Origin of the sequence: Thalassotalea euphylliae (assembly GCF_003390335.1) — a bacterium.
Classification (GTDB): Bacteria; Pseudomonadota; Gammaproteobacteria; order Enterobacterales; family Alteromonadaceae; genus Thalassotalea_F; species Thalassotalea_F euphylliae_B.
Window position 1 is genome coordinate 3636806 of sequence record NZ_QUOU01000001.1, and the last position, 13692, is coordinate 3650497.

At 44.4% G+C, this 13692-nt stretch carries 11 protein-coding genes; 4 read left to right on the plus strand and 7 right to left on the minus strand.

The window, feature by feature from the left end:
* Nucleotides 1-124: 124 nt before the first annotated feature.
* The 3 genes from DXX93_RS16000 to gshA form a co-directional block, all read right to left on the minus strand.
* Nucleotides 125-1759: a DEAD/DEAH box helicase gene (locus DXX93_RS16000; protein ID WP_116008978.1), complete on the minus strand. Its 1635-nt coding sequence runs from the start codon at nt 1757-1759 to the stop codon at nt 125-127.
* A 157-nt stretch (nt 1760-1916) separates the two neighbouring features.
* The gene (locus DXX93_RS16005; protein ID WP_116008979.1) at nt 1917-2537 is read right to left on the minus strand and encodes a transglycosylase SLT domain-containing protein; all 621 of its coding nucleotides are present in this window, start codon (nt 2535-2537) and stop codon (nt 1917-1919) included.
* 1051 nt (nt 2538-3588) lie between these two features.
* A complete protein-coding gene (gene gshA / locus DXX93_RS16010; protein ID WP_116008980.1) occupies nt 3589-5166 on the minus strand; it encodes a glutamate--cysteine ligase in 1578 nt (525 codons plus the stop codon).
* A gap of 190 nt (nt 5167-5356) precedes the next feature.
* On the opposite strand from gshA, the gene DXX93_RS16015 reads away from it, so the two are divergent.
* Complete coding sequence (locus DXX93_RS16015; protein WP_116008981.1) at nt 5357-6715, plus strand: Na+/H+ antiporter NhaC family protein; 1359 nt, start codon at nt 5357-5359, stop codon at nt 6713-6715.
* Nucleotides 6715-7461 (plus strand): TIGR01621 family pseudouridine synthase, encoded by a 747-nt coding sequence (locus DXX93_RS16020; protein WP_258872687.1) that lies wholly within the window; start codon nt 6715-6717, stop codon nt 7459-7461. The genes DXX93_RS16015 and DXX93_RS16020 overlap by 1 nt, the downstream gene beginning before the upstream one ends.
* A gap of 152 nt (nt 7462-7613) precedes the next feature.
* Here the strand turns inward: DXX93_RS16020 and DXX93_RS16025 are convergent, their stop codons facing one another.
* Both DXX93_RS16025 and DXX93_RS16030 read right to left on the minus strand, forming a co-directional pair.
* Nucleotides 7614-8963 carry a sodium-dependent transporter gene (locus DXX93_RS16025; RefSeq protein WP_116008982.1) on the minus strand — a complete coding sequence of 450 codons (1350 nt, stop codon included), beginning with the start codon at nt 8961-8963 and terminating at the stop codon, nt 7614-7616.
* 414 nt (nt 8964-9377) lie between these two features.
* On the minus strand, nt 9378-9860 hold the full coding sequence (locus tag DXX93_RS16030; RefSeq protein WP_116008983.1) for a YajQ family cyclic di-GMP-binding protein: 483 nt from the start codon (nt 9858-9860) through the stop codon (nt 9378-9380).
* Between the two features lie 153 nt (nt 9861-10013).
* On the opposite strand from DXX93_RS16030, the gene DXX93_RS16035 reads away from it, so the two are divergent.
* Both DXX93_RS16035 and DXX93_RS16040 read left to right on the plus strand, forming a co-directional pair.
* Nucleotides 10014-10394, plus strand: coding sequence for a VanZ family protein (locus DXX93_RS16035; RefSeq protein WP_116008984.1), 381 nt, complete (start codon nt 10014-10016; stop codon nt 10392-10394).
* Nucleotides 10391-11329: a ketopantoate reductase family protein gene (locus DXX93_RS16040; protein ID WP_116008985.1), complete on the plus strand. Its 939-nt coding sequence runs from the start codon at nt 10391-10393 to the stop codon at nt 11327-11329. The genes DXX93_RS16035 and DXX93_RS16040 overlap by 4 nt, the downstream gene beginning before the upstream one ends.
* 162 nt (nt 11330-11491) lie before the next feature.
* Here the strand turns inward: DXX93_RS16040 and thiI are convergent, their stop codons facing one another.
* A complete protein-coding gene (thiI, locus tag DXX93_RS16045) occupies nt 11492-12946 on the minus strand; it encodes a tRNA uracil 4-sulfurtransferase ThiI (protein ID WP_116008986.1) in 1455 nt (484 codons plus the stop codon).
* Nucleotides 12947-13094: 148 nt separating this feature from the next.
* Nucleotides 13095-13685, minus strand: coding sequence for a cytochrome b (locus DXX93_RS16050; RefSeq protein WP_116008987.1), 591 nt, complete (start codon nt 13683-13685; stop codon nt 13095-13097).
* Nucleotides 13686-13692 lie beyond the last annotated feature (7 nt).

Below are 13692 nucleotides of genomic sequence, written 5' to 3' on the forward strand. Positions count from 1 at the left end.
TCAGCGCTAACCACTTAAGTAGGCAGAGATAAAACCAAAGTAAGCCCCCACTTACTCAAATAAATGATTTCAACGTAAAAAGAGCGACTGATGTCGCTCTTTTAGTTACAGAAATTAAGATAAGCTAATTAGCCGAATCTTTTTTAGCTCGGCGTGGCTTAGGGTTATTCCCATTTGGCTTACCAGTATTTGTTCTGGTACTGGGTTTGCTGCCTTGCTTATTACCTTGCCTACCACGCCCTTGTTTGCTACTGCCTTGATTGCGATGGCTTTTACCAGCCTTAGCGTTTTCTGATCTGTTATTTTTTGATTGCTTATTGTTTGACTGAGCACTGTTTGATTGAGTACTGCTTGACTGGGTACTGCTTGACTGACCAGCTTGCACAGCATTGCCAGCTTTAGCGTGATTAGGGTGCCTACGAGGCTTTTTGCGCGCCTTACTATCCTGCTTTTGCTCGTGAGGGCGAGCTTTGCCAGTTTGCTCAACTTTTTTGGCTTGCACAGCTTGCTTAGCTTGATCAGTTTGTCCGGCTTGCGCTTCGTTTTTCACCACATTAGTCTTTTTAGGCTTCTTGGGTTTCTTTTTCTTTAATGGCCTAATTGGGCGAGAGGCGTCAAGTGGGTTAGCCGCTGTAAAGCCTTCAATTTCCTTACGTGGAATATGTTGCTGAATCACATGCTCAATATCGACTAGCTGTTTGTATTCGTCAGCAGCAACGAGCGAAATGGCCTCACCGTCAACGCCCGCTCGGCCTGTTCGACCAATGCGATGAACATAGTCTTCTTGCACATTGGGTAGTTCAAAATTCACCACCACTGGCAGTTGGCTAATATCAATACCACGCGCGGCGATATCCGTGGCAACTAACACTTGTATTGTTTTGTCTTTAAATTGGGCAAGCGCTTTGGTTCTCGCACCTTGGCTTTTGTTGCCATGAATAGCCAACGCTTTATGACCTTGGCCGTCAAGATAACGTGTTAATCGATTGGCACCATGTTTAGTACGCGTAAAAACCAATACTTGCGACCACTTGTGCTCGGTAATGAGCTTATCGAGTAATGCTGGTTTCTTTTTCTTATCAACCGCGACTAACCAGTGTTCAATAGTGGCCGCTGTGGTATTTTCCTGCGCAACAGAAATTTCGATCGGCTGTTTTACCAATGTTTTCGCAAGCTCTCGTATTTCTGGCGAAAACGTTGCCGAAAACAATAAGCTTTGACGCTGCTTAGGCAGCAGTGCCAATATTTTTTTGATATCGCGAATAAAGCCCATATCCAGCATGCGATCGGCCTCGTCGAGCACGACAGCTTCAAGCTCGTCAAACTTCACGGCGTTTTGCTGATATAAGTCCAGCAATCGCCCAGGAGTGGCTGTTAGGACCTCAACCCCAGCGCGCAGTCGCATCATTTGAGGGTTAATTTTGACACCGCCAAAGACGACATCACTACGAATAGTTAAATGCTGGCTGTAGCGCGAAACATTATCTGCGACTTGTGCCGCTAATTCGCGCGTCGGTGTTAACACCAAGACTTTTACTTGGTTCGCCGATGAGCGTGACTTTTTGCTTGCTAGCTGATGCAGAATGGGTAAGGTAAAGCCCGCTGTTTTGCCAGTGCCTGTTTGCGCCGCCGCCATAATATCGCGGCCAGTAAGAATTGCAGGGATCGCTTTCGCTTGAATGGGTGACGGCGTTTGATAACCTTGCTCGGTTACCGCCTTGAGTAATTCTGGCAATAAGCCTAATGCTGAAAACGACATAAAATTCCTTAACGCAAGCCACCGCCCTTGTGGGTTCGACAGCAGATAATAAAAAAGCGCGGCAGTCTATCATATTCGTGACGGCCACGCTTATTAATTAAACGTTAAAAATTGTTTGTCTATTAGCTATTGAGGTCAGCTAGCTATTAGTGACGGTTTAACCAAAAAACAGTCGCCATAACCAGCCGTGGTCTAACTCTTCCTCACAGCTTTTTAGTTGGCTGGAATAGCGGCGCGCGCGATTATCAACTTTACGCGACACTTTCACTAGCCAAGGCTTTTTCTTATAGGTTTTGCGTTTGAACCCGCCCCAACCTTCGTGGTAGTTGAGGTACTGATTGTAGGCATCCCATTTCGACACTTTGTTGATTTTCTGGGTTTTGAAAATAAACCAGCCCATAAAGTCGATAGCATCATCAAAATCATCACGATCGGCGCCTGAATTGTCCGTTTCGCGAATGTAGTCACCCCAAGTCATCGTCTTCGCTTGCGAATAACCATAAGCACTGCTTACTCTTCCCCAAGGAATAAAACCAAGTAAATAGTCACGTGGTGGTAATGCGTCGTGCCTGAATGAGCTTTCTTGATACATCATTGCCATTGGTACGTGGATCGGCACGCCCCAACGTTCACGCGCGTCTTTGGCAGCAAAATACCAATCACGGTGCTCTCGAAAGATTTCACAGATATTTTCAGGATTCTTGGGGGGCGGTGTTGCACAGCCCGCCAGTAACAGTGTGCTGAATAGGCTAATAAAAAACAGCTTAGTTTTGCGCATAAAACAACTAAATTGAAAAAGTAAGCAAGTTGGTGGAGTTATGATGCCAGAGCAATTAAAAAAAATCTTAACTTTGTTGGAACTTTTTGTTTTTAGACAACTCTTACTAAACGAGAGACTTTTGTTATATTCCCCTTTTGGATATTCATTGCGCTATACTTTTTAAGGATAGCGCTTTTTTTTGCTTAAAATATAGCGATTAATGCCTTCAATTTAGCGCTTCTTAGACTCAATTTATTCAGTTCAATTTCTTCAGCTAAATTTTTTCAGCTAAAAATAGTCGCGATTTTGTTCTCTACTATCTACTGTTTAATTTTTTTTAATTAAATTTGAACTTTTATCGCCGACTCGACTCATATCAAGTGAGAGAATTACTCCCTTAGTGTTTTTATGTTTTTGAGCGCGTTTACCTGATAACAGTGTAAACGCGTTTTTTTTGCACTTTATTTTGACCAGAAACATGGCTCATAGCGCTTTGCTAAGGTAACTCGACAAAGCCTTGAGCTATCGTGCCCACAGTCTTGAGCTATCGAGCCAAAACCATTAGCGCTTTGCTATCGAACAAAAATAAATCTTTTTTGAACTTTTTCACAGATGCCTAGTCCTATTACTTGAGAGACTTATTTTCCCTTAGTGTTTCATGAGATTTGATGCGTTTAACTGGTTAGCAGCAGTAAACGCATTTTTTTTGTCTGAATTTTGCGACATCGAAAATTTGTTCGCGCATGCGCGTGAACAATAAAACTTAATAGGAACAGGTGTTTGCCAAGGGTGTCGTTAAAGAAGTGGTGAATTTAGCAAAATAGCCGAAAATAAATCGCGTATTTATTGAACTATTTAGTACCATACGAGTCGAAGTGTTTGAGAGCAAAACCTCCCTGGACTGCTTTCATATTTTAGTAGCGCGTTGCCCTAACGCGCTTTTTTTTGTCTGGTGTTTTATCTGATGTATTGTCTGATGTTTAGCACAGCTATTTTGATTCTTTGAGTGATTTGGCTTCTCTCACCGTGAGAAGCCATCAATAGCTAAGATATAGGATAAACAGCTAGGCTAGTTTTCACTAGCAAAGTAGTCGGCTAAAAAACTATCAAAATCTAGTGTGTCGCTATCTTCAATAGCTTTTTGCTCGATATGCGATTGTTTTGCCGCCTCGGTTAACATAGCCTTGTTATAAGTTTGATAATCTTTTGCTAATTGCTGCTCACGATACTCGCCAGCTTTACCAAGTGCCAAAGCAGTGTATTTTGCTTCGTGATTAACGACTAAATCAACTAACTTGGCCGATGGCGTTAGGTCAGCGTCTTTTACCTTAGCAAACTCAGCACTGGTCACTTGTTGATAGTGCTCACTGCCATATGCTTTATCGAGTAGCTTCGCTACTTGCATAAACTCTTCAAACAATTCGCTCCCCCACTGAGGGATCGTTTTGCATTGGTTATCGTCGTTAAGTGTTAATTCTGGCTCGCGACCGCGCAGCACGACTCGATCCATATTGTGTTCATAGCGTTTTTGTAGCTCAGCCGTCATTTCAGGGCTTGGCGCCAATGCACAGTAAGTTAAAAACACATCAAGGAAGTACATTTGCTCAAGGCTAATACCCGTGGCAGAGAATGGATTTACATCAAGTGCACGTACTTCAATATATTCAACGCCACGGCGCTTTAATGCTTCCGATGGCTTCTCACCCGACTTGGCAACCCGCTTGGGGCGAATCGGCGCGTATAGCTCATTTTCAATTTGCAACACATTGCTATTGAGCTGGCGGTATTGCCCATCAACTTTGACACCAATTTTATCGAAATCGTCTGACGCTAATGAAATCGCTTCTTTTACGCCACTAACATAGCTGTCTAAGTTGTTATAACAGATGTTTAACGCTGACTGCGCACTGTTGGTATAACCGAGATCACTCATGCGCAGTGAAGTTGCATGCTCTAAGTATAAATAGCCTGTTTTTGAGCGTTTAAATGGCAATTGGTGCGGCTTGTTTTGCAGGAAAGAGCTACATAACACAGGAGAGCTACCAAACAAATAAGGAATAAGCCAACACAAGCGTTTGTAATTGCGGATCAACGCGAAGTAGCGCTCAGAGATAAAGGTTTGTAAATCTCTGTCGTCACCGTCTATTTGTTGGATAGCACGCCAAAAATCTTCCGAAAACGAGAAGTTAAAATGAATGCCAGCGATTACCTGCATCATACTGCCATAGCGGTTCTTTAAGCCTTGGCGGTATACCGTTTTCATTTTACCTATATTAGAGCTGCCGTATTGTGCGAGCGGTATTTGGTCATCATCATCGACAAAGCAAGGCATACTCAAGGGCCATAGCAATTCACCGTCGATATTTTCGTAGGCGTACTTTTGCACATCTTCGAGCTGCGCAATCGTTTGCTCGGCAGAACCACTCACTGGGGTAATAAACTCTAGTAAGGTTTCAGAGTAGTCAGTGGTGATGTAAGGATGTGTTAGTGCCGAGCCTAAGCTCTCTCGATGCGGGTGTTCAGACAGCCTACCTTCACTAACAACCCTCAACGCTTCGCGCTCAACGCCACGCTTAATTCCGGCGACCGCTGATAGGTGTTCATCAGCACTCAGGGCTTGTAAATATTGATTTAGAGATGAGGACAAAATGGCTCCGCCGCATAGCGTATAATTCGAATTGATTAGAATGTAAGGGTAATTGATGATAATTCAATATGCTAGCGAACAAACTTTACCAAAAGTTACAAAATAAAAAGGTGCGCCCAGTGCCAATGGGTGCGAAAATAGCGCCTATTATTAATATTTCGTATAAACAGCCCAATTTAAAGAACATTTTATGCACGATTCAGCTCTTAGCTTACTCCCTCCTTTTGTCGCTATTTTAATTGCCGTTTGGCGACGTAATGCCTTGATGGCACTCCTTGTCGGTGTGCTGCTTAGTCATTTAATGGTCGCGAATTGGCAACCAGTGTCAGGAGCGAGCGGTGCATTTTCAGGCTTTATCGAGGTGTTTTCCTCAACGGGTAATGTTTATATTATTTGTTTCAGTTTATTAATTGGCGCTATGGTAAAACTGCTCAGTGAAGCCGGCGCTGTTAATGGCTTTATCGAGCATTTAGCGAAATTAAAGCTGGTCAAAACGAAACGCCAAGCCAGTATGTTACCAACCCTGATCGGTTCGAGTATATTCACTGACACTAACCTCAGTATGTTTACCGCGGGTATGGCAAGCCAACAATTGTTTGACCGCCACAAGCTCAGCCGTGCGCGTCTCGCCTATTTACTCGATTCAACCTGTGCTCCCATCAGTATTCTTTTTCTTATCAATGGCTGGGGAGCTTATGTGCTTGGCTTGCTTGATGGTTTTAGTTTTGACGACCCGGTTAGTGTCCTCATCGGCACCATAGGCTATAACTTTTACGCCATTATTGCCGTTGCCCTTGCTTACTACACCGCTTATTCAGGCAAAGCCTTTGGCCCACTGGCAAGTGCGAGTAGCCTAGTTGATACACAAAATGACGCGAGCATCACCAAAGTCGGCCCTGCGCGTGTGATGTGGGTGCCACTCGTTGCCCTGTTAGCGATTACCTTAACTTTGTTGTTTATTACTGGTGATGGCGATATGCGTCGAGGCTCAGGCTCATTTTCTGTGTTTTGGGCAATTGTCAGTAGCTGTGCACTGGTCATCGCTATGATCAGTTACTACCGACTGCTGAGCGCCCAAACCATGGCTAAGATATTTGTTCAAGGGCTTTGGTATATGGCACCTGTGGTCATGATTTTAGTGCTGTCATTCGCTTTTGGTGATGTGATCAAAGCATTAGGTACTGGCACTTATGTGAGTGAATTAATGCAAGTTGAAGTGCCGCTATTTTTAATTGCGCCGATCATATTTTTAGTCGCTGCGGTGATGGCATTTGCCACGGGCACTTCGTGGGGCACGTTTGCTATTTTGATCCCAATCGCTGTGCCTATTGCGATGCAAACCGGATTGCCCGTCTCATTCCTGGTTGCGGCCGTATTAGGTGGTGGTATTTTTGGCGATCACTCCTCACCGATTTCAGACACGACCGTTGTTGCCTCTATTGCCAGCGGCTGCGATCACTATGAGCACGTAAAAACACAGCTGCCATATGCGTTATTTGGCGCTATGCTCACTATCATCATCTATATACTGATCGGGCTAAGCTTTTAGTGGCTAATATTGCAGAGACTAAGTTTGTAGAGACTAAGTTTGTAAAGACTAGCGCCTTTACTCTGGTTGATAACCAGCCCGACTTTGTGCTGGTTAACAAAGCCCCCAATGTCAATTTTCACGATGAAGGCGACACTGGCTCTGGCTTGTTTTCACAGGTAAAAAGTCACCTAGGTTTAGCAGAGCTTTATCCCGTTCATCGCCTTGATAAACTCACCTCAGGGCTTGTGATTTTTGCCAAAAGCCAAGCGGCAGCGCGCTTGTTTGAGCAGCTGTTTCGCACACATCAGGTTGAAAAGTACTACATTGCCCTTAGTGATAAAAAGCCCAAGAAAAAACAAGGCTTGATCAAAGGCGATATGGCCAAAAGCCGCCGTGGAATGTGGAAGCTCATGCGTACTATGGACAACCCGGCCATTACCCAGTTTTTAAGCCAAAGCATTGTACCCGGTTTGCGCGCCTATTTACTTAAACCACACAGTGGTAAAACGCATCAGCTAAGGGTCGCATTAAGCAGCATTGGTGCGCCAATTTTAGGCGACAGTTTATACGGCGGTGAATCGGAGAAATTCAATACTGACAGAGGCTATCTGCACGCTTATGGCTTGCGCTTTTGCTATCAAGATAAAGTCTGTCATTACCTTCAAGCCCCGGCCGTCGGAGCGCATTTTTCCTCACCAGCATGTCAGGCATGGCTTGAAAGCATCTCGCCACCGTGGCAGCAGGCTTGGCCCGTTATCAATTAAGCAGTGACAGCAGTAGCTTAGGCGATGAAGTGCGCCCTTATTGTTGTTCTTATTTTTCAAGAAAAAAGAAAATAGAGAAACAAAAACAATCACGCATAAAAAATGGCAGTCAGTTGACTGCCATTTTTTATTGATGAGCTGTTGCTCCCTCGCTACAACACGCTATGAATAAATACAGCGCCAATAGCAACGGGGCAGACAAACTTGGTATACCAAGGCCATACCTTCCAAAACAGGCCATCTTCAACAGTCTCGTTACCTTGCTTTATTTCTGCCAACAGTGAGCTGCGCTGCCATACCCAACCGACAAATACACAACACAACATGGCAATAATTGGTTGACCGTACTCCGTTGACAAGGTTGCAACGAAATCTAGCATAACACCTAGGTTGGAGATAATGCCGAAACTGATCAGTAAAATCACCATGCCGATCAGTGTCGTCGCTTTCTTGCGTGCCATATTATGACGCTCTACGGCATATGAAACAGGGCCTTCAAGCATTGAAATAGAGGAAGTAAGGGCGGCTATCGACATTAACACGAAGAAGGCTAAACCGATAAATAAGCCCAAACTGCCCATGCCGTCGAATAGGCTAGGTAGGACAGTAAAGACTAATGTTGGCCCCGCGATTAAACTGCCATCATCAGCAAAAATTTGGACCCCTTGCGCTTGCGCAACATACATCGCCGGAATAATGAGTAAACCAGCAAGGAATGCAATAGAAACATCAATTAAGGTCACTTGCGCGCCGATGGTCACCATATTCTCTTTTTTGGCGATGTAAGAGCCGTAAATCACCATGACCGAAGTTCCCAGTGATAACGAGAAGAAGGCTTGGCCTAATGCACTTACCAATAAGTTAGGCTCTAATACACGGCTAATATCCGGGTTGAGATAAGCGTCTAGCCCTTGCATCGCACCATCGAGTGTCATGACATAGCCGATAAGCAAAATCAGCAAGCCGATCATCATCGGCATTAATCGCTTTGACCACTTTTCGATCCCTTGCTCAACACCACGGCGGATAATAAACACGGTTAAAAACATAAATAACGTGGTGAAAAAGACGTTGCGCGCCACAGAATCACCGACCACCCAGCTCGCGACGGACTGTAAGCCCGCGATCTGCGCCGCAGATTCAACGGCAAAAGACATCATCCAGCCAGCGAGAATGCCGTAGAAGCTCAAAATCAGTGACGCACAAATAATACCGCCGAAGCCGACAATAAAGGCAAAGCGCTTTTGCCAGAGGTTGGTGGACATTTTTTGCAAGCTCGTCACCGCATTGGCTTGGCCATAACGGCCAATCAGTATTTCCGCCATAAAGGCCGGATAAGCTAAACAAAATGCCAGCACTAAGTACACCAGTACAAACGCTGCACCACCATTAGTGGCGGTTTGGGTTGGAAACCCCCAGACATTACCAAGACCTACCGCAGAGCCTGCGGCCGCCATGATAAAACCGATTCGCGAGCTAAACTCGCCTCTTGAAACAGCCATAAACTATCTACTTTTATTATTATATTTACGTTGTTAGCCACTTAATTTACGTAAAACTAGCAAGTAAAAACAAGCGAGTATAAAAATAAAGTTAACTAACAGCCTAAACAGACTGTGCACAATTATGTGCACAAAGATCAATCAATTTCTTTACGGGCAGAAGACTTCATATCGTTTACTGCCTTCATCAGTGCTGAGTTTGGCGTTGAATCTAGCGCTGATATTAGCGCCAGCGCTCAGGGTAAGGTTAGTGTTTAGTGTTAAAATAGTTTCGCTATATAGCGGCTAATTCTTATTAACGCTTATTGTTGAGCGGCACAACGGTCAACGCCCAAATTTCAAAACTACAGCCTAACCTAGCACCATGCCATCGACAAAAAACGAGCGCTAGGCTCGTTTTTATCCATTACAATACTAATCGCGGAAATTGTTAAATTGGAATGGTTGGTCTAACTCAGCTTCACGTACTAGCTGCATCACCGCTTGTAGATCGTCGCGTTTTTTGCCGGTTACACGTACTTGCTCGCCTTGAATGGCCGCTTGCACTTTGATTTTGCTATCTTTGATAAGTTTTACCACTTTTTTAGCAACATCTTTTTCAATACCTTCTTGGAAGGTCACGCGCTGTGTGCAGTTTTTGCCTGAGAACTCAGGATCAGAAATCTGCATCGCTCTTGGGTCAATCTGCCTTTTCACTAATTGGTTACGCAAAATATCGACCATTTGCTTCACCTGAAAATCACCTTCCGCTTTCACGGAAACAGCAGGTGATTTCCACTCAAAGCTGGCTTCAACACCGCGAAAATCAAATCGCGTGCTGAGTTCACGCGTTGAGTTTTCAGTGGCATTGCGCACTTCTTCTAAATTAATTTCTGAAACAATATCAAATGACGGCATAACGTGCCCTTGGCTAAAATTTTTCGCCAGTTTATCAAACTAGCCAAGAATTTCTAACAAACTCAGGCGTTTTTTCTTGTCATGGCCGTGATATGATGCGGTTTTGCTCCAAAAGCCTTGTTTGCGTTTAAATTTGAGTCTGAGTAGCTGAGTTTGAAAAACCTTCATCACATCCTTTTTATTCTGTTGCTGGTGCTCACCGGCATTGCGTTAACTTTCTCACCAGCCCTTAGAGATATCATCGTCAGTAATACGCAAATCGACACCGTCGGCCACGTCATTGGCTTTTTCATCCTGACTTGGGTGCTAAGCAGCGTTTTTAAATTGCCTAGTTGGCCCCTCGTGATTGCCTTGATCAGCTACGCGGCGGTGAGTGAAGTTGCACAGCATTACTTGGGTTTTAGAAATGGCGAGGTGAAGGACTTTGTCGGCGATAGCATTGGTATCTTGTTGTTTATGTTATTGAAATGGCTATGGCTAGTTTACGGCTTCAAGCTGGGTAAAACGCACACTGAAAGCCAAGTTCAACGATGAGTACGAAAGCTACGCGCGCTGAGCACTTAAACATAGTTGTTGCAGGCCAAGGGGCTATTGGCTCGTTATGGTGTTGGCATTTACGCCAAGCGAGGGCTATTCACTTATCACTACTGACCAAAACTCGCCACGAACAAACCAAACAGCTGTGTTTTAGCAATATTCAAGGGCTGAGTTATCAATACACTTGTCATGTAGCAAGTGACGAAAGCTTAGCTCAAGCCGACTTGCTCGTTGTCTGCTTAAAGTCTTACGATGCAGCATCACTGGTTAACAGCCTTGCGGCTCACATAGCGCCGACAACCGATATTTTGCTGGTACACAATGGCATGGGCGTTGTTGAAGCTTTGTCGACTGAGATCAAATCAACACACGCTATTTTTACCTGCTTAACAACCCACGGTGCTTTTCGCCCAAGCCAATCTCATAGCATTCATACTGGCTTAGGCCGCTTCGATATTGGCCGCCACGATCACACGCAAATGAGTCCACCTCATTGGTTTGCCGGTATTAAACAAGCACTGCCCAATGCACATTGGCAAACCGATATTAACACCAAGCAGTGGCAAAAATTGGCAATAAACTGCGTGATAAACCCGTTAACCGCACTGAACGATGTGCGCAATGGTAAACTCACCCAAGCTGATTACTTACCGCAAATATCGGCCATTGCCAATGAAGTAGCGCAAGTTGCAACAAGCCAAGGAATAGAGCTAACAGCTCAAGTCATTACCGAGCAGGCATTACGTGTTGCCGCTGCGACAGCGAAAAATGTGTCGTCAACATTAGCCGATGTTCGCGCCAATCGCGCCACAGAAATTCATGCCATCAATGGCTATATTTGCCAGTTGGCAGCGCAGGCTGGGATTAAAGTGCCAATTAACGAAGCGTTAGTGGCAAAAGTAGCGAACTTGTCAGCGCGAAACGCGCTTTAATGAGTGAAGTGTTCAACGTGAAGGATAAATGTGAACTGTTAAAAGTAAAGTAATAAAAACCGCCGTTAACATGCGCTAACGGCGGTTTTTCTTTGTCGCTATGTCCGTAAAGACTGGGGTTACGAGTAAACTCCCCCTGAAATTAGCGAATAAAGCAATCCATTAAGGGCGGTAAACATGCACATTGCTAAAGCCATTATCGTGTAGATAAAGCGCTTGCAACTTACTCATTACGCCGCGATCACAGTACAGCAAGTATTCTTTTGACTGATCTAAGTCACCAAACTGCGTACCAAGCTTAAAGAAAGGAATATGTTTCACTTCAATGTCATCAAGCTCTAGCGGGCTATCGTCTTCTTCTTCTGGGCTGCGGATATCCAAAATCACGGTATTTTCGCCAACCTCAGCTAGCTCTTTTACCGCGTGCACTTCTTTTTCCGTTTCTTGACCAATATCGCGAATATCGAAGACACGCGCATTTTCAATCACTTGCTCAATAATGCTCAAGTCGAACTTGCTTTCTTCTTCTTCCACTTTTGCGAGCACCGCTTTAACCGTTGGCTTTTTCGAGATAACGCCACAGTACTCTGGAATCGTTTTAGCGAAATCTTCCGTACCGATATCGCGCGCGATATCAATAATATCTTGCTTATCGTAAGCAGCAAGTGGGCGTAGAATTAAGGTTTCAGTAACGCGATCAATAACATTCAAATTCGTTAGTGTTTGGCTCGACACTTGGCCTAGCGCTTCACCTGTCACTAATGCTTGAATACCTAGCTTTTTAGCAACTTTAGCGCCTGCGCGCATCATCATACGCTTGAGCACTACGCCCATATGACCGTTATCGATTTTTTCTAATATTTCAGTGACTACCGGATCGAAATCAACAGCAATAAACTTGACGCGATGCGAGGCACCAAATTTATTCCACAAGAAATGGCTCACTTGTTTTACGCCAACTTCGTGGGCACTGCCACCTAAGTTGAAGAAACAGAAATGGGTACGTGAGCCTTTTTTGATCATCTGATAGCTAGACACACCCGAGTCAAAGCCACCTGACATCAGTGATAACACATCTTCTTGGGTAGCAATTGGGAAACCGCCTAGACCTTTGTGCAGCTCTGTCACGATAAACAGTTTGTTTTTGTTGATTTCAAGGCGAATGGTGACATCCGGTTTTTTCAATTTCACCTTGGCCGATTCAACCGCTTGGTTTAAACCGCCACCAATGTACTGCTCCGCTTTGATCGAATTGAATTCGTGCTCACCACTGCGCTTAACCCGTACACAAAAAGTTTTATTTTCAATAGTACTGGCGTGCACTGCTAAGGTTTTCTCGTAAATGTCGTGTAAATCAGCAAATTCACTTTGTTGCACTTCTAAAAACGAGGCGACACCCGGAATGCACTTGAGGGTTTCAACTAGCGCCGCGCGGTTCTCTGACGTGTCGTTTTTGGTATTGATTTCAATGCTATCCCAGTTAAGTTGCGTGGTCACTTGCTCGTCAATACGTCGAAGTACATTCTTGATATTTGACTCAAGCAGCTTACTAAAACGTTTACGAACAGAACGACTTTTAACGGCTATTTCAGCCTGCAATTTAACGATGAATTTCATTGATTCCCCCGGCGCTGGATAAAGTGGCGCGCATTATACACTATTTCTCAAAAAATGCGCGCTGCCAAACTTTCTAAGATAAGGTCTGGCAAAGCATCGAAATAAGCTCTACCAAGAAGTGAGGGAGTATTAACTGAGTAACTAAAGCCTATGGCTTACCCGTGGTCATTTTCTTAATGGTGCGATCGCCTTTGCCAAAATGATGATAAAGCGCCGCCAATACGTGACCTAAAATTAATAGCCATACTAACCAAGCACCGAAAATATCTTTGTGAATAAAATCAATGGGAGCTTCAAACGTTTTAAAGGATAAGCCCATAAAATCTTGCACGACAACGGTGAACAGCCAGGTATCTTCAAATTTGGGGACATCGAATAAAAAGAAAAATTCAGTGTTAACGCCTGTCCCTAAGTATCCCGTTAACGGCATAATAATCATCACACCATACAAGGCATAATGCCCCATATGGGCGGCTAAATGTTCTAATTTCGTGCCGGGCTCTGGTTGCGGGGTCTCATTCATTTTTCGCCATATAACACGCAGTACGACTATGACGCCAAGTGACACACCAATCGACAAATGCAGCTGCAACGCCGTCCAATTTTCAGGGGTTTTAGCCTCCGTAAACCACTGTCGGTAATAAACACTAACGTAAGCCGCTAAAAACAACAGCGCCGTTCCCCAGTGGAAGCACTTAGCAATAAAACCATAATGCATCGGTGAGTTTTTTAAATTCATCTTAGTT

Coding starts and splice junctions, on each gene's coding strand:
- thiI (WP_116008986.1), bottom strand. CDS start 12,946: ATGAAATTCATCGTTAAATTGCAGGCTGAAATAGCCGTTAAAAGTCGT.
- DXX93_RS16015 (WP_116008981.1), top strand. CDS start 5,357: ATGCACGATTCAGCTCTTAGCTTACTCCCTCCTTTTGTCGCTATTTTA.
- DXX93_RS16000 (WP_116008978.1), bottom strand. CDS start 1,759: ATGTCGTTTTCAGCATTAGGCTTATTGCCAGAATTACTCAAGGCGGTA.
- DXX93_RS16030 (WP_116008983.1), bottom strand. CDS start 9,860: ATGCCGTCATTTGATATTGTTTCAGAAATTAATTTAGAAGAAGTGCGC.
- DXX93_RS16050 (WP_116008987.1), bottom strand. CDS start 13,685: ATGAATTTAAAAAACTCACCGATGCATTATGGTTTTATTGCTAAGTGC.
- DXX93_RS16025 (WP_116008982.1), bottom strand. CDS start 8,963: ATGGCTGTTTCAAGAGGCGAGTTTAGCTCGCGAATCGGTTTTATCATG.
- DXX93_RS16040 (WP_116008985.1), top strand. CDS start 10,391: ATGAGTACGAAAGCTACGCGCGCTGAGCACTTAAACATAGTTGTTGCA.
- DXX93_RS16005 (WP_116008979.1), bottom strand. CDS start 2,537: ATGCGCAAAACTAAGCTGTTTTTTATTAGCCTATTCAGCACACTGTTA.